The sequence below is a fragment of the Planctopirus hydrillae genome, assembly GCF_001707835.1.
In the GTDB taxonomy this organism is placed as follows: domain Bacteria; phylum Planctomycetota; class Planctomycetia; order Planctomycetales; family Planctomycetaceae; genus Planctopirus; species Planctopirus hydrillae.
On the sequence record NZ_LYDR01000154.1, the window covers coordinates 116747 to 133021 of the forward strand.

8 protein-coding genes are annotated in these 16275 nt (G+C 55.5%); 3 read left to right on the forward strand and 5 right to left on the reverse strand.

The window, feature by feature from the left end:
• Positions 1-7: 7 nt before the first annotated feature.
• Positions 8-1450: an FAD-binding oxidoreductase gene (locus A6X21_RS21515; protein ID WP_068852610.1), complete on the reverse strand. Its 1443-nt coding sequence runs from the start codon at positions 1448-1450 to the stop codon at positions 8-10.
• 220 nt (positions 1451-1670) lie between these two features.
• Between A6X21_RS21515 and A6X21_RS24890 the strand changes: the two genes are divergently transcribed.
• Both A6X21_RS24890 and A6X21_RS25360 read left to right on the forward strand, forming a co-directional pair.
• Complete coding sequence (locus tag A6X21_RS24890; protein WP_165603900.1) at positions 1671-1826, forward strand: hypothetical protein; 156 nt, start codon at positions 1671-1673, stop codon at positions 1824-1826.
• Positions 1827-2102: 276 nt separating this feature from the next.
• The gene (locus tag A6X21_RS25360) at positions 2103-2234 is read left to right on the forward strand and encodes a hypothetical protein (protein WP_261340653.1); all 132 of its coding nucleotides are present in this window, start codon (positions 2103-2105) and stop codon (positions 2232-2234) included.
• Here the strand turns inward: A6X21_RS25360 and uvrA are convergent.
• Positions 2231-9553 carry an excinuclease ABC subunit UvrA gene (gene uvrA / locus A6X21_RS21525; RefSeq protein WP_068852616.1) on the reverse strand — a complete coding sequence of 2441 codons (7323 nt, stop codon included), beginning with the start codon at positions 9551-9553 and terminating at the stop codon, positions 2231-2233. The genes A6X21_RS25360 and uvrA overlap by 4 nt on opposite strands.
• Positions 9554-10262: 709 nt before the next feature.
• Between uvrA and A6X21_RS21540 the strand changes: the two genes are divergently transcribed.
• Positions 10263-11534, forward strand: a complete 1272-nt coding sequence (locus A6X21_RS21540; protein ID WP_068852626.1) for an HlyD family secretion protein — start codon at positions 10263-10265, stop codon at positions 11532-11534.
• Between the two features lie 491 nt (positions 11535-12025).
• Here the strand turns inward: A6X21_RS21540 and A6X21_RS21545 are convergent, their stop codons facing one another.
• From A6X21_RS21545 to A6X21_RS21555, 3 genes are all read right to left on the reverse strand, one after another.
• Positions 12026-13615 (reverse strand): DUF1570 domain-containing protein, encoded by a 1590-nt coding sequence (locus A6X21_RS21545; protein WP_068852629.1) that lies wholly within the window; start codon positions 13613-13615, stop codon positions 12026-12028.
• Between the two features lie 153 nt (positions 13616-13768).
• On the reverse strand, positions 13769-14806 hold the full coding sequence (locus tag A6X21_RS21550; protein ID WP_068852632.1) for a cytochrome d ubiquinol oxidase subunit II: 1038 nt from the start codon (positions 14804-14806) through the stop codon (positions 13769-13771).
• The gene (locus tag A6X21_RS21555) at positions 14803-16152 is read right to left on the reverse strand and encodes a cytochrome ubiquinol oxidase subunit I (protein ID WP_068852637.1); all 1350 of its coding nucleotides are present in this window, start codon (positions 16150-16152) and stop codon (positions 14803-14805) included. Before A6X21_RS21555 ends, A6X21_RS21550 begins: the two co-directional genes overlap by 4 nt.
• Positions 16153-16275: the final 123 nt, after the last annotated feature.

Genomic DNA, 16275 nt, shown 5'->3' on the forward strand with positions numbered 1-16275 from the left:
AAGCAGTTCAGGCACTGGCCTGTTTGCCGGGATGCACGCGTTCGATGTGTTCGCTGCCACAACCTGAACCTGCGGGAAACATCTTCCCAGGGCTCAACAGGTTTTCCGGGTTGAAAGTGCTTCTCACACGCGACATCACTTCGACATCAACCGGCGAAAACAGCTTCGGCAGAAACGCTCGCTTTTCGACGCCGATGCCATGCTCGCCGGTAATGCTCCCGCCCAGCCGAATACATTCGTTGAGGATTTCGTCGCTCGCCTGCAGTACTCGACTCAGTTCCCCTTCGTGGCGTTCATCGAACAGCAGGACGGGATGGATGTTGCCATCACCCGCGTGGCAGACATTCACAATGCGAATGTCGTATTTCTCACTGGTGCGCTGGATGAATGAAAGAATCTCTGGCAGCCGGGTGCGCGGCACGACTCCATCCTGTGTGCAGTAACTCGGGCTGAGCCGGCCGATGGCCCCGAACGATTGCTTGCGGCACTTCCACAAAGCGGCTCGCTCGGCTGCCGATTGTGCCACCCGTGTTTCCCGCACATGGTGCTGTTCGAGTAATTGGGCAATCTTGACTGATTCTTCCTCGACAGCAATCTCCAGCCCATCGAGTTCAATAATCAGCACCGCCCCTGCATCAAGCGGGAACCCGTATTGAAATGCCGCTTCGACCGCATGAATGATCCCCTGATCCATCAACTCCAGTGCCGCCGGAATCAATCCCGCCCCAATGATCGAACTGATGGCATTGGTGGCATCAGCGACTGTGGGAAAGATGGCCAGCAATGTTCGCCACGCTGCGGGATCGCGTGTGAGCCGTACCCAGGCCCGCGTACAAATGCCTAAAGTCCCTTCACTCCCCACCATCAGCCCTGTCAGGTCGAGTGGATCGCTGGTTCCCCGTGGGCCGCCAAAAACCTCGATGGAGCCATCCGGCAGGACCATCTCGACCCCCAGGACATGATTCACCGTCACACCATATTTGAGGGTATGCGGCCCACCACTGTTGGTCGCCACGTTGCCGCCAATTGTGCAGGCACTTTGCGAGGAAGGATCCGGAGCATAATGATAGCCCGACCCCGCCAGTTCCCGGTTCAAATGGATATTCACCACGCCCGCTTGAACAACGGCATAGCGATCTCGCAGATGAATCTCTTCAATGGCCGTCATGCGTGTGGTGGCAATCATCGCACCGCCACCAATCGGTAAACAGCCACCAGCCAACCCCGTCCCGGCCCCTCGCGGCACGACGGGAATCTGGGACTGAGCACACGCCTTCATCACGCGGGAAAGCTCGTCGGTAGAAGCCGGGAAGACGACCACCTCGGGGACATTCTTCTCGATGGTGTAGCCATCACATTCATACACCAATAACTCACTCTCCACCGTCCGCAGATGCTTTCGGCCCACGATCGTGGCAATAGTCATCAGAAAATCGGTGGTGATGGGCATGGGCATGGTTCCCCGTGTGAATCAGCGATTGTCCAATATGACTATACCACCCGGGTGGCCCGACCGCCTCGCGGTTGGGTCGCGCAGCGACAAGACGCCACATCCTGCGCATGCCACTGGAATAGACGTTGATGAACCAGACCTCGGGGCCTTGTCTCGTCCCAGGGTCACAGCGAGCGGGTTGCTCAACAGTGAAACATGTTTGAAGCATGCCACACGGATGGCGCAGCATCTTGTGCCTGCGGCACCCGGCCACCAGTTGGCCGGGCCACCCAATCTTCATATCGTCACACCCGATTCACCGGGTGGCCCGACCGCCTCGCGGTTGGGTCACGCAGCGACAAGACACCACATCCTGCGTGTGCCTCTGGAATAGACGTTGATGAACCAGACCTCGGGGCCTTGTCTCGTCCCAGGGTCACAGCGAGCGGGTGCTCAACAGTGAACCATGTTTGAAGCAATTCACACGGATGGCGCAGCATCTTGTGCCTGCGGCACCCGGCCACAAGTTGGCCAGGCCACCCAATTTTCATATCGGCACACCCGATTCACCGGGTGGCCCGACCGCCTCGCGGTTGGGTCGCGCAGCGACAAGATGCCACATCTTGTGCGTGACATGGTAAACAGTGTTGATCAACGAGGAATCGTGCCTTTGCCTCTCCCAACCATCGCGTCGAGCACGCCGCTGGACGATAAACCGTTTTCTGAGAAATTCACACGCATGGCGCAGCATCTTGTGCCTGCGGCACCCGGCCACCAGTTGGCCGGGCCACCCAGCGATTAAATTCCACCCAGCTTCTTCAGGAGCTTCAGCAGCGTGGGTTTCTTCACCTGATCGGCTGATACGAAGCTGAGTTTGATGACCTGTTCGCCTTCGGAATTCGTTTCAATGGCGGGCTCTTCGCCGATATCGCGGATTTCGCCCAGAGTGAAGGGCTGACTGCTGGCCGTTCCTGCGGGAGTGAAGAGTTCGATATCGAGGCTGCCAGTGCGTTTGGTGATGATGTTGGCCAGGACGCGGGGCTTCACGCCGGCTTTGGCTTCTGCCCTGGCAGGAACCAGGCGGTACTTCACCAGCATCTTCTGCGTCCAGTCAACTTCTGCCGCCGGGAAGGTGGTCTCCATGAGTTCAAAGAGAGCCTCAGCGACAGCCGGTTCCCAGAGGACTTTCCCCTTCAGAAAACCTTTCCGCATGAGGTGCCATTTGCGACCCAGTTTCTTCCAGGGCATCAGGTCTTCAGGATTCGACGCCTCAGCTTTTTCGCCCAGCGAAAGATAGCTGGCCAGTGCCTCTTTGAAGAAGGTCTGAAAGGCGGGAGTGGTGACATCATCAGCCTTCGCCAGAGAGATCGTCACCTCCTGCAAGCCGCCCGCCATGGCCTTCACGCGAACACGCTCCGCCCGGTTGTAAATCGGTAGTTCATCAAGATCATCAATATCGAGAAGATCGAGGGATTCGGCCAGTTCCGTCTGGTCGAAGGTTCCCTTCGCCACGCGGAACTTCGCCTGCAGCAACCACTCATCACCGGTCAGTGCATGAATAAACCAGCTCGGATTCCCTTTGGATTTGGCTTCAATCACACTGCGATCATTCCAGATCACTGTGACGCCTGAATCCTCCTCTAACGGTTCAAAGATCGTTTCCAGGAGCGAGACTGGCCATTTCGCAGGACGACCCGAATTGGCCAGGTGATCGACCAGATGCCACTTGCGGCCATCGACCTCCCAGGGCATTTTGGCACTTTTGCCCAGCGACTTGAGATCAAGATCATCCCGGCGGCGCGCGAGGGCGGCCTTCGCATCAAAGACTTCACGGGCCCCCTTCCGGCTTGCTTCCAGCACTGGGGCCAGGCATTGAGCGGTCAACGAGACATGCTGCCGAGGATTTTTTGTCGCTGCGTCATCCTCAGGAACTTCTCCTTGAGCGATGCGGACGAGATCTTCAGGCGTACCGGTGGCGACGATGTACCCCCCTTCACTACCGGCTGCCGGGCCAAGATCGACAATCCAGTCACAGGTTTTGATCACATCAAGGTTATGTTCAATGACGACGACAGTATTCCCCGCATCGACGAGGCTTTGCAGGATCTTGAGCAGCTTGCGGATATCATCAAAATGGAGGCCGGTTGTCGGTTCATCCAGCAGGTAAAGGGTGCTGCCAGTGCTGGGACGGGCAAGTTCAGCCGCCAGCTTCACGCGCTGAGCCTCCCCTCCGGAAAGCGTCGGTGCGGGCTGGCCCAATGTGAGGTAACCCAGACCAATCGCGTCGAGAACTGCCAGCGGCCCGCGAATCTTGGGGAAGCTCTCAAACAGCTTGACGGCTTCAGATATGGGCATCTCAAGCACATCGGCAATATTCTTCCCCTGGAACTTGACCGCCAGAGTTTCAGGATTATAGCGGCGTCCGTGGCAGGTATCGCACTCGACCCACAGATCGGGGAGGAAATGCATCTCGATCAGTTTCTGGCCGTTCCCTTCGCAAGTCTCGCAACGACCGCCTGCCCGATTAAAGCTGAAGCGGGCGGGTCGATATCCACGCACCTTCGACTCGGGAAGATGAGCAAACAACTCGCGGATGTGCTCAAAAACTCCGGTATAAGTCGCGGGGTTGGATGCGGGGGTGTTTCCGAGTGGCTGCTGATCGACAACAATCAGCTTGCTGAGGTAATCCAGCCCGAGAAGTTCATCATAGGGCCCGGGCTGTTCGCTCGAACGATGCAATTTGCGGGCAATCGCTTTGCCAAGAGTGTCGGAGATCAATGAGCTTTTGCCACTTCCGGAAACACCCGTGATGGCTGTCAACGCCCCCAGAGGAATCCGCAAATCAACATTGCGAAGATTGTTCTGCCGCGCCCCGATCAACTCCAGCCAGAAAAGAGGCTTCGTTGCGGTCGGTTGGGAAGTGGCTGCCACCTTGGCTTTGGCCTTCCCCTTGGTCGCAGTGCCTGACTTTGGCTGATCCACCGGTGCCTGGCTGTTGCCAAACCTTGCAGGGACGCGGCGTTCTGTCGGAACGAGAATATCTTCCTTGAGAGAGAGGAATTTGCCTGTCAGCGATTCGTCGCTGTTTTCAATCTCGCGTGGTGTTCCTTCCGCTGTGACAAGGCCACCTAACCGGCCAGAACCGGGGCCGAAATCGTACAATCGATCGGCGGCAGCGAGAACTTCGCGATCATGCTCAACGAGCACCACAGTATTGCCAAGATCGCGCAACTTCTTGAGCGCCTGCAGCAGACGCCCATTATCGCTGGGATGCAGTCCGATCGTCGGTTCATCGAGAACGTACAGCACACCCGTCAAAGCCCGGCCCAACTGACCCGCCAGACGAATCCTCTGGCTTTCTCCACCAGAAAGTGTCGGAAGTGTACGGCTCAAGGTGAGGTAATGCAGACCGACATCAACCAGAAAATCGAGGCGCCCAGCCCCTTCTTCCAGCAGGTCTCCCGCGATCTTCTGTTGGGTTTTGTTGAGCGTAAGACCATGCAGAAACTCTTGAGCTTTATTGAGCGGCAATTCGCACAATTGCTGTAACGTCTTTCCTTGCAGGCGCACGGCAGAAGCATCTTCTCGTAAGCGACTCCCACCGCATGAAGAGCAGGGAACTTCACCAATCAGATCAAACAAAGACTGGCGGAATGAGTACGAAACGCGTGATGCTTCTTCGAGAGCCGGGTAGAGCCCTTTAAACTGGAAGCGATACTTGACCGACTGATCGATCGTGGATGACTTCCTGGATTTCGCTGCGGCTTTGGTACTCGGCTTTGGGGACGCTGCGCGCTGATCGGCGTGGTAAACCGTAAACCACTGCTCGCCAGCCCCGAAGAGAACCAGTCGCTGCTCAGCCGGTTCGAGCTGATTGAATGGCGTATCGAGCGAAAGACCGACTCCCCGGCTCAAGGCGTCTAACAGTTCGAACATCGCGGGAGATTGCCGAGGATCCGGCCAGGCCGAAATGGCCCCTTCGCGTAATGTTCGTGTGGGATCACCAATGAGAGCCGCAAGGTTCGTGCCCTGCTGAGTGCCCAGACCTTCACAGCTTTCGCACCATCCCAAGGGACTGTTGAACGAGAAGTTGTGTGGTGCCAATGTCTCAAAACTTCTGCCGCATTGCGAGCAGGCACGAAACAGACTGAAGGGCTGAACTTTCCACGAGTTCTCCGGCTTGTCGTCATCGACGAAGGCGACACGAATCACGCCTTTGCCCTGATCGAAGGCTGCTTCGACAGAATCGGCCAGACGACGGCGGCTTCCGGAGGCTATCGTGACGCGATCAATGACAATTTCGACCACGTGCTTCCGACGGCGGTCGATTTCGGGAACTTCCTCCAGTCGATAGGTGGTGCCGTCCACTCGCACCCGGCTGAAGCCCTGCTCTTTCAGCCGCTCCCATACTTTCGCATACTGCTGGCCAACGGGAACTTCCTGCGGTGCCAGAACCAGCAGCTTAGTCCCTTCCGGCTTGGCCATGAGGAGATCGATCACGTCGTCGGTGGTTTGCGATTCAACCGCGATGCGACAATCAGGGCAATGCTGCGTGCCCAGGCGGGCATAGAGGACACGGAGATAATCGTAAATTTCCGTCGTGGTGCCGACCGTCGAGCGAGGAGTGTGGCCGACCGTCTTCTGCTCAATCGCAATCGAGGGCTGAAGACCGTGAATATGCTCGACTTTGGGCTTGGGCATCTGACCAAGAAACTGCCGCGCATACGACGAGAGCGACTCGACATACCGCCGCTGGCCTTCGGCATAGAGCGTATCCATGGCGAGTGAGGTTTTGCCGGAACCACTGGGGCCACAGAAGACACTCATCTGATCGCGAGGGATATCGAGACTGATTTTCTGCAGGTTGTGCTGGGCCGCCCCGCGAATGACAATGTTGGTTTGTGCTTCAGAGGCCTGCTGCTTGAGTGGCAAAGCGGCTTGCCAGCGGGAAGGCGCAGCAACTTTTGTCTCCGGAGGAAGCGTACGAGCCACACTTTTCTGCGGCATCTCGACCTTCTGCTCGGCGGTGCCTTTGCGTTTCTTCTTCGTTCCCGGCCCTTTACCAGTGGAGGAGGCTGCGAGCCCCAAAGAAGCTGCCGACTCCGGTGAAGTGGGCTGAGCAATGGATCGACCGCTCGTCTCAAGCACTTTCGCCAGAAACCGACCTGTGTACGAGGCCTCACATTGGGCCACCATTTCTGGTGTCCCCTGTGCGATAATTCGGCCACCACCTTTGCCACCTTCGGGCCCCAGGTCAATCACCCAGTCGGCAGTCTTGATCACATCAAGATTATGCTCGACAACGATGACGGTGTTTCCGGCATCCACAAAGCCATGCAACACCCTCAGCAGGTGGGCGATATCCACAAAGTGCAGACCCGTTGTCGGCTCGTCGAGAATATAGACCGTTTTGCCAGTACTGCGTTTGCCGAGTTCTTTCGCGAGCTTGATCCGCTGGGCTTCGCCTCCAGAGAGCGTGGGAGAGGGCTGCCCCAGCTTGATGTAGTCGAGACCGACATCGTGCAAAGTCTGCAGGAGATTTTTGATCTTGGGGAGGTTTTCGAAGTGTTCAAGTGCCGTTTGAACATCCATATCGAGGACTTCAGCAATGTGCTTGCCTTTGAAACGCACTTCCAGAGTTTCTTTGTTAAATCGGCGGCCCTGGCAGACAGGGCAGGTGACCCAGATATCAGCGAGAAAATCCATTTCAAGCTTATTGGAGCCATGCCCCTCGCACGCTTCGCAACGACCACCAGGCACGTTAAAGCTGAAACGTCCCGGTTTGAACCCGCGGGTTTTAGAATCGGGAAGTTGTGTGTAAAGATCACGAATCAGGTCGAAGAGTTTGACATAGGTGGCAGGGTTCGACCGAGGTGTACGACCAATCGGTGACTGATCAATATCGATGGCCTTATCGACCAGCGCGAGATTGTCAAAACTTTGATGAGCACCCGGCGCACCTTCACCCAGATTGACTTCGCGATTGAGCAAAGGCCATAGAATATCGTTAATCAGCGAACTCTTGCCCGAACCGGAAACACCGGTCACACAGATGAACTTCCCCAGTGGAAACTCGACATCGACATTTTGCAGGTTGTGATGCGTGCAACCTTTAATCGAGATCGATTTTCCTGTTCCTGCGCGACGTGTTTCGCGGATTTCGATCTGCTTTCGGCCTGAGAGATAAGCTCCCGTTTCACTCTCTTCATTTGCCAGAAGTGCTTCAAGGCTCCCTTCATGCACGACTTTTCCACCACGAACACCGGGGCCGGGGCCAAAGTCGATAATGTGATCGGCGGCCTTCATCGTTTCATCGTCATGTTCCACCACGATCACGGTATTACCCTGATCGCGAAGATCCTGCAGGCTCCCCAGCAGCATTTCGTTATCGCGAGGGTGCAGGCCAATCGATGGTTCATCGAGGATATAAACCACACCCACGAGGCCACAGCCAATCTGTCCAGCCAGACGAATCCGCTGACTTTCGCCACCACTGAGCGTCGGTGCCGTACGATCCAGCGCGAGGTAATCGAGACCGCATCGCAAAAGAAAACCCAGACGACCACGAATCTCTTTAAGAACTTCTTCAGCGATGTATTGCGAAGTCGGATCCAGATCGAGTTGTTCAAAAAACTCAAACGCTTCCCCCACACTGAGATGGCAAACCCCAGGGAGTGACAGACGCTGTTTTTTTGGTTGGGAAGCCGCCGATGAGGAGCCGCTCCGTACTGTCGCCGGCGTAGAAATCTCCATAGCCTGACTGGAGATAAAATAGTTACAGGCCTGGGCGTTGAGTCGCGAACCGTGGCAAGTGCTGCACCCCACGACTTCCATATACTTTTCAAGTTGCCTGCGGCGCATCGGGTTTTTGGCTTTGCGGTACTCTTCGAGTAATTCGCGGACATAGCCTGTGTACTTCCCCCCATGCTTCCACACTCCGCCCGAGTGCTTGAAGCTGTAGGTCACATGCTGATTGCCCAATCCATCCAGGAAGAGATCGCGTGCTGCCTGGGGAAGTTCATTCCACGGGGTTTTCAGGAACTCACCGGGCTTGAGGCTCAGTGTTTTTTCAATCGCCGCAGCCACACCATCAATGAGATGCCTCCGCCAGCGACCCAGCTTGGAAAGTTTGCCAGAAAGTGCGAGTGCTCCCTTCTGGATAGAAAGGGATGCATCGGGAATGAGCCGATCAAGCAAAAAATCGTGCCGCATGCCAAGACCGTTGCAGTCAGCACACATCCCTTGAGGGCTGTTGAAGCTGAAAAGTTGCGGCGAGGGAGTATCGTAACTGATACCGCAATGGGTGCAGGCATAAGCTGTGGCAAAAAACTGTTCGCTCGGGTTCTCCGGAGAAGGTGAATCGTCTTCGCTCTGAATGGCGGCAGAGAGGAGTTCTTCAGGAGAATCCTGCAAGACAATGAGTTGCCCATTCGCCAGCTTGAGTGCATTTTCCACAGCTTCGGCCACACGCTGGCGAGTCGATTTTCCAGCCACAAGGCGGTCGATCACCACGTCAATCGTGTGCTTCATCTGCTTATCAAGCTGCAGACTTTCGCTCAGCGAAATGAATTTGCCATCAACCCTGGCGCGAAGGTAGCCCTGCTTGAGAAGATCGACAAAGAGATCCTTAAACTCTCCCTTCTGTCGCTGAATGAGTGGTGCCAGGATCTGAAACTTTGTTCCGGCAGGTAAAATGAGAATCTGCTCGACGATGTTCTCAGGAGCCTGCGAAGTGATCGGGCGATGGCATTGGTGGCATTCGGCTTGGCCAACTCGGGCAAACAGCACTCGGAGGTAGTCGTAAATCTCGGTGATCGTACCTACGGTACTGCGCGGATTTCGACCAGCCGTTTTCTGTTGAATCGAGATCGAAGGAGCCAGCCCGGTGATCGAATCGACGTCAGGCTTGGGCATGGAACCCAGAAACTGACGGGCATATGTGGAAAGCGACTCGATGTAACGCCTTTGTCCTTCGGCGTAAAGCGTATCGAAGGCCAGTGAGCTTTTTCCGGAGCCACTGACGCCCGTCATCACAATCAGTTTGTTTTTGGGCAAGACCAGGCTGACGTCACGCAGATTATGTTCTCGGGCACCACGAATCGTGATTTCAGATCTGGTCATGGAAAGCTCAGAGGGTTAGCTGGCGTTAACTGAAACGGCATGGCTGGCGTGGCCACGATCAGTGTTTCGAGTATCGAAATGGTCTCGAGAATCCATCGGCCAAAAGAGTGCAAGATGCGGAGGCCGATTGATCCCCGGAACAAGTGAAGTTTAGCGCGACTGCCCAGAAAATTCGCCGCCAAGGGGCAAAGATTTCACACATCTCCCATCCCATCCGTACGAAAAGCGATTGGCGAATCAGCGTCTGCAGTCGAACGTCTGCCACGTTTGAGCCTCAACGGGTCGCATCGCCAGCTATTCATCACATCAAATCCTGATGAAAACTGACAATTCGTGTAACCTGCCGGAATGACAATGGCACACGTTCAGTGTTTGATTCCGGTAACTGCGAACCGTCGTAAGCTCCCGGCACTGGACTCGAACGCTGCTTGGAAACGCTTCTTCCTTTGGGGTGATGGATTTTTCTCAGGACACCAAACCCTCTTCGCCAATTTGGAAATGACGAATGATTCGACAATCGATTACTGAAATTTGACGGAATGAGGACTCCCCAACGGCTGCAGTGATGTCTATAACTGAAGATCGCTGAAAGTTTTTTGTTATCGAATTCGGGGACTGTGAAAGCCATGAGTTCCCGCCGAAAGTTTCTGAAGATCTATTGAAACAAAGTCGCGACAACATTTTGTGACCCTGGAAGGTTATCGCTGGTATGGACTCTGCAGGTACTGCCCGTGATGCGTTATCCGCTGCGATGGTTGAACGCGTGCAGGGATTGCGACTACCCCCACCCCCTGCCAATGCGGGGATCAACGCTTCCACCTCGATTGCCTGGCTGATAGCCACACTTTCGATTTCGGGCTTCGTGTTTATCTTCCTGTTCGCCTTTGTCTATCAGGTCGGTGGCCCTCGAGGCGGTAACAGCGGCAATCCCCCTGCCTCGACGACCATCGCTGGTGATGGGAAGACGACAACTGCGGGATCCAAAAAAGATCCGACAGCTCCTGCAAAAAATGATACCCGTCCCGTCGACTCTGCCACGGTTGATCCGGAAGCGATGGTGCTCCTGTCACAGGGGTATATCATCCCCGAGCAGCAGATTCTGGTCAGCCCGCAGGTGAGTGGCCGGATTATTGAATTGAACGTCAAGGAAGGAACTCGCGTGGAGAAAGGATTCGTCCTCGCGAAGCTGGAACCCACGGAGTACCGAGCTGATTATGAAGGAGCCAGAGCCAACGTGGCTGCTGCAGAAGCCAGGCTCGCGGAATTGCGGGAAGGAAACCGTCCCGAAGAAATCGCTCAAGCCCAGGCCGAACTGGGGGAAGCCAAAGCGACGCTGAAACAACTGGAACAAACCTTTCGACGTAATGCCGAGCTTTACGGACAGAAGATTCTCAACAAACAGGAGTTTGAGGATTCGGAATCTCAGCTCATGGCCCAGGCTCAGCGTGTGCTCAAGCTGGAAGCGATGGTCAAACTGGCCGAAGATGGTTTTCGCAAAGAGCGGAAGCTCGAGGGTGAAGCGAACCTGCATAAAGCGATGGCCGAACTGGAACGAGCCAAGTGGCGCCTGGATAACTGCACGATCGTGGCTCCTATCTCGGGAACGATTCTCAAGAAAAATGCCGAAGAGGGGAACATTGTGAACCCGGTGGCATTTAATGGTTCTTTCAGTTTGTGTGACCTGGCCGATCTTTCCAAACTGGAAGTCGATCTGACCATTCAGGAGCGGGATATCTCAAAGGTTTTCCCGGGCCAGAAATGCAAAGTCCGTTCGGAAGCCTTTCCAGATCGCGCTTACGATGGTGTGGTTTCACGACTTATGCCCATTGCGGACAGAGCCAAAGGGGCCATCCCAGTGCGAGTGGCCATCAGTGTCCCAGCCGATGAAGAAGGGATGTATCTGAAGCCCGAAATGAGTGCCCAGGTGACGTTCTATGCAGGGAAAGCAGAAACCAAACCTGCCACGATGAGTGCTGAATAATTGGCCAAATGCCGGGTGGCCCGATCAACTCGTGGTTGGGTCGCGCAGCGACAAGATACCACATCCTGCGCGTAACCCTGGAACAGACGTGATGAACCAGACCTCGTAGCCACGTCTCGTCTCAGGGTCACAGCGAGTGGGCTGCTCGACGATGAACCGTTTTCTAAGCCCATCACGCGGATGGCGCAGCGTCTTGTGCCTGCGGCACCCGGCCATAAGTTGGCCGGGCCACCCACAGGTTACATGAGCCGGCCGAAGGTGACCGAGTGGCCCGACCGCCTCGCGGTTGGGTTGCGCAGCGACAAGACGCCACATCATGCGCGTGACACTGGAACAGACGTGATGAACCAGACCTCGTAGCCACGTCTCGTCTCAGGGTCACAGCGAGTGGGCTGCTCGACGATGAACCGTTTTCTAAGCCCATCACGCGGATGGCGCAGCGTCTTGTGCCTTCGGCACCCGGCCACAAGTTGGCCGGGCTACCCGACGTATTAAGGTGTGATGACTGCGGGATTGGCAGGTGGCAGGCTGCGAGCCAGTTCTTCCTGCTGAATCACAAACTCCCGGTACCCTGCATCGAGCTGTTCGAATGGAACGCCCACGAGCTCTTCGATCGAATCGACGCTGTCACGCTTCAGATCACTCATCGAGTAGATCTGGGACAGATGGGCAATGACCGCATCTCGATAGCGGCCACCTTCCGCTTCCATAAGAAACTTGGTCAGATTCGCAGCCTGCTGATAGTTCCAGGCCAGTTTTTCGCTCGATTGAAATGCCTGCATCCCAAGCGGTGCCATCTCACGAAGTGGCAGATAGTAGCCATCATTCAGGAATCGATAGCGGGCTGCCAGAAAGCGATCAAAACGAGGATCGCCCAGGCTGGCACCCAGATCTTTCTCAGAGAACGATTCGAAATAGCAGGCAATCCCTTCGACAATCCAGAAGTTTTCATACCGGGCAATTTCGCGATCACGGCCGATCTCGTAGAGCAACTGATGAGTGGCTTCATGAAAGAGCGTTGTTTTGGCACTCACTTCAGGATCGTGAAAAAAGTGGGCGATTCGTTCAGTCGGTCGATACAGGCCATTCGTAATATCAATCTGTGGAACAAACTGCTTCAGGCGTTCGTTGTATTCGAGCCTGGTACGGTAGTAATGCACCACATGGGGCTTTGAGACCGTTCGTGCCTGAGTCTTCCCATCAAACAATTGAGCCAACTGCTCGGGGGTATTGAAAAAGCCAGCGAACTGCAGGTGGAAGAAGTCGTAAAAGGCTTCCAGAGCATCCCCAAGTTCAACTCCTTTTTCGAGACTGTGATTGGTTTTGATCAGAAAGTGCTCAGTACGAATTTCCCATGCCTGACGGAAATCACGGCGAATCTCGGCTTCCTTTTCTGCCGAAACCCAGCGGGATTGCACGAACCGCTCCCCATTTTCGTAACGGGGCACATGCTTCTTGAGAATCCAACCAAACTGCGGATGCCGCACATACATTTTGCGAGTCATGTCGGCTTCGAATGGCGTCATCCATTCCTGGCCCTGCTGCACATAACCCAGCAATTTACGAGCGGGCCTGTTATCGGGATCGTGCTGAGCCACTTCTCGTACAAGATCCAGCGCATAACTGCCAAAGCCCGCATGTAAGGCCTTGCGTGAATGGAGATATAAATTCTTGGCGTGGTTCTCCTGTTCAAAGCGAAGTTGAGTTTGCCAGAAGCGATCATCTGCAGGGAGCGCAAGCGGAATTTCTGCGCGGGTTTCGCGAGGTAAAGGCCTGGCGAGAAAGGCTGCCCGATCTGCCGGTGTGATCGCCGCTCGAACGGTAACAGCTGCATTGGGAAGCACGCGGGTTTCGCACTCTTTGGCGAGAGTCTCAAGTTTGGCGGCAAACTCTTCTTCCAGCTTGGCCTGTTGACTCTGGAGAACTTTCAACGTTCCTGCAGCAGCCGCACGATTCGTCGTCTGTGCGAGAACGCGGGTGGGATCGAAGATGATCGACAACAAGGCGAGGATCAGGAGCACCTGATACCAGAAGTTCGACCTGGTGGGAGAGGTATCGCTCACATCCATGTTGATGACCATTGCTCATGACCCCTGAAGCCGCCAGTGAACATCACTCACAGGCCCGAGAAATATTCTGCCACTTCATGATGATTGATTGAAGCAGAGTGGTCTAGATCCGAATGAGCGGAATCGTGGCCAGTAGAACAAAGTGAATTTAGCCAAAAATCAGCATCAGGGATGGCTGGAATGGGCAAGATGCTCATGGTCAAGTGCTGAAGAGGATTTGAACAGCCAGAACAGCCATGCCAGCGAAGGTAATAAAAGGAGCATGCCACCCGCGATCGCCACCAGCATGGCCCAGAGGACAGACGGAGGAGCCACCAGTTGATCCAGTGGAATCTCGGGGATCATCGTTGCGGGCGAGACGGCTAAGCCGGCCCCCCACAAGACTGCAGCCACCGCCAGAACACTCGCCAGGACGGCGGCCAGCGGCCAGCGAAAATAGAGCGCGACCATTGAAAACATCCCGCCAGCCCAGGAAAGCAGCACCAGAGGAGAGTCGCCCCAGATCAGTCGTCGCGCCATTTCCGGTTGTTCGCTGCTGATAAACGCAAGTCCTGCCATGGCCAGAAGTCCTGTCCAGACCCCCGAGAGCATGGCCCTGCTCCGCCAGATCTCCATCAGAAAACGCTCGTGGCGCAGGCCAGCTTCGCGGAAGAGAAAGACCGAGCAAAGGTAGAGACAGACAGCCACTGCAAAAAATCCACTATAGATCGCCAGAGGGTTGAGCCACGCTGTCTGCGATAAACGGGGATTTGTGGCCTCACGGGTCAGGATCCCTCCCACGACTGTTCCCAGAAAAAATGGCGCCGCCGTCGAAGCCAGACCGAAGAGCACAGTCGAAGCACGCGTGACCGAGTTTTCGACAGGCGAATACGCGCGAAAGATAAAGGCCGCGCCACGACAGACAATTCCTGCTAATCCCAGAAGCAGTGGCAGCCACATCACCACACACAGATGCTGAAACACCCGCGGCATGGCCGACCAGAGAATCACCAGCACAAAAATCAGCCAGACGTGATTGGCTTCCCAGACCGGGCCTATCACTTCCCTCAGCAATTGGCGATCCCGACGATGCGAGCGAAAACTTGTATTGAACTCCCAGATTCCCGCGCCAAAATCGGCACCGCCGAGAATGGCATAAGCCGTGAGTGCCAGCAGCAATATGCCGTAAAGCAGGGAGGCAGGGAGGATAGCTTCGGGATTCATGACAAAGAGCTTTGATCTGACGCTGCCGGGAGGGAAAACGAATTCGAAGACGTTGGGATCGGCTGTGCAGCCAACAATCGGAGGACAATGGTCAAACCAGCGAACAAGGCCAGATAGATGGCGAGCGTCGCTAAAAAGAGCCATTCCAGCCCCGGGATGTGTGAGGCCGCATCTTTGGTACGCATCACGTTATGGGCAATCCAGGGCTGGCGGCCAACTTCTGTCACGACCCAGCCGGCTTCCATCGCGAGCACTGTCGCCGGGCCGGAGGCCATGATTGCCAATAAAACCCAGCGGTTATCTGCAGGGTGCCATTTCATCCACCACGAGAGGATTGTCCAGCCACCTAACGCCATCAGTAAAGTTCCCAGCCCCACCATGATCTGAAAAGCGATATGCACGACGACGACTGGCGGCTGGTTTTCCCGCGGGAAATCATCGAGGCCCTGGACTGTCGCATGAGGATCACCATATGCGAGGATTGACAGCGCATAGGGAATCTCAATGTCATAATGGGTTTCGCGAGTGATGGTGTCTGGCCAGCCACCAATTCGAAGAGGAGCCCCGGTCTCGGTTTTGAACTGACCTTCCATGGCTGCAAGCTTAATGGGTTGAGTACGCGCCACTGTTTTTGCGGCCCAGTCTCCCGCCAGGCCCTGCGGAAAACTGGCCAGTGTTCCCATCCATAACGCCAGCAGCATCGCCTTGCGGGAATAGAGACAGGTGGGTTTATTCCAGAGTACGCAGGCATAGAAAGCTGCTACCAGAAAACCAGTCACCATGTAAGCCGCCAGCAGCATGTGGACAATCTGGACGGCCGCTGTCGGCCCCGTCATTGCAGCAATAGGATCGACATCGACAACCACACCGTCGCGCATGGTGAAACCACGCGGCGCATTCATCCATGCATTGGCTGTGACGACAAAGGAGGCCGAAGCCACACCCGAGAGGGCAATCGGCACGCCAGTCCACCAGTGGAGGCGAGGGGGAAGCTTATTCCAGCCATAAAGATAGATCCCGGCAAAGATCGCTTCCAGAAAGAAGGCAAATCCTTCGAGAGTAAACGGCAACCCAATCACGCTGCCAAAAGTTCCCATAAACTTAGGCCAGAGAATGCCCAGTTCAAAAGAGAGAACTGTCCCGGAAACCGCACCGACAGCAAAGAGAACGGCAAAGGCTTTCGACCAGCGGTGTGCCAGTGCCCGCCAGAGAGGATCATTCGTGCGTAGCGAAAACCACTCGGCTGCGAGCATGAGAACGGGTAAACCGACGCCTAAGCAGGCCAGAATGATATGCGAGCCAAGCGTGAAGGCCATCTGCCATCGAGCGATGAGCAACGAATCCACAGGATGACTTTCGAATGCGGGTGCAAGTTGGAATTGAGCAAGTCGCCATACTCTTACGGGCGTGGTTGGCCGTCCCATCATTTTGCCATTATCGCCCGCCATCAAAAATATGGATATGTCAAA

Bases quoted from the DNA above. Each gene is read 5' to 3' on its own strand.
- A6X21_RS21515 (WP_068852610.1), bottom strand. From the start codon at position 1,450: ATGCCCATCACCACCGATTTTCTGATGACTATTGCCACGATCGTGGGC.
- A6X21_RS24890 (WP_165603900.1), top strand. From the start codon at position 1,671: ATGGCGCAGCATCTTGTGCCTGCGGCACCCGGCCACCAGTTGGCCGGG.
- uvrA (WP_068852616.1), bottom strand. From the start codon at position 9,553: ATGACCAGATCTGAAATCACGATTCGTGGTGCCCGAGAACATAATCTG.
- A6X21_RS21540 (WP_068852626.1), top strand. From the start codon at position 10,263: ATGGACTCTGCAGGTACTGCCCGTGATGCGTTATCCGCTGCGATGGTT.
- A6X21_RS21545 (WP_068852629.1), bottom strand. From the start codon at position 13,615: ATGGTCATCAACATGGATGTGAGCGATACCTCTCCCACCAGGTCGAAC.
- A6X21_RS21550 (WP_068852632.1), bottom strand. From the start codon at position 14,806: ATGAATCCCGAAGCTATCCTCCCTGCCTCCCTGCTTTACGGCATATTG.